The sequence below is a fragment of the Tumebacillus flagellatus genome, from assembly GCF_000714935.1.
Taxonomy (GTDB): Bacteria; Bacillota; Bacilli; order Tumebacillales; family Tumebacillaceae; genus Tumebacillus; species Tumebacillus flagellatus.
In genome coordinates this window covers 1-606 of the sequence record NZ_JMIR01000099.1, presented here as the reverse complement: position 1 = coordinate 606, position 606 = coordinate 1, and the positions used below count along the sequence as shown (strand labels likewise).

1 protein-coding gene is annotated in these 606 nt (G+C 56.9%); it reads right to left on the bottom strand.

Annotated features, from left to right (window positions below; all coding sequences use genetic code 11):
* Positions 1-606, bottom strand: a 606-nt coding sequence (locus tag EL26_RS23130) for a DnaB-like helicase C-terminal domain-containing protein (protein WP_038094878.1), incomplete at both ends; no start/stop codon positions are given.

The following is a 606-nucleotide window of genomic DNA, read 5'->3' as shown; positions in this document are numbered from 1 at the left end:
TCAGGATCAGGCGCAAGCCGTGCTTCTCTTTCAGCTTCCGGCACTTGCTGCGGATTTCTTGGACGGTGATTCCTGGCGTGTCGTCGATGAAGATCGGGGAATCGGAGAGTGCACCCGTTGCCATCGTGAGCTTGGGCCAGTCGTCCTCATCCAACATTCCCGAACGCATCCGTCCAGCGTCGATGTTCCCTTCGGCACACAGCATCCGCTTGACGAGTTGTTCCTTGCTCATCTCCAGCGAGAAGATTGCAACTGTCTCTTCGAATCGAACCGCGACGTTGGTCGCAAGGTTCAGCGCAAAAGCTGTCTTGCCGACTGCCGTCCGCGCCGCGAGGATAATCAAGTCGGAGCGATGTAATCCCGCCGTCATTTTGTCGAGGTCAGGAAACCCGGTTTGAACTCCGACCATGACGACCTGCACCGCCAAGTCTTGGTTTTGCTTCGCCATGTACGACGACTCGATGGATTCATACGCCATGAACAAGACATCCTTGATCGGTTCAAGACCGCCCTTCTGGCGACCTTCGCGGGCCTTCTGCATCCGCCGGTCAGCCTTCTCCAAAACTTCCTCGATGTCGTCGCCGTACATGAGCGCTGCGGCTTGCT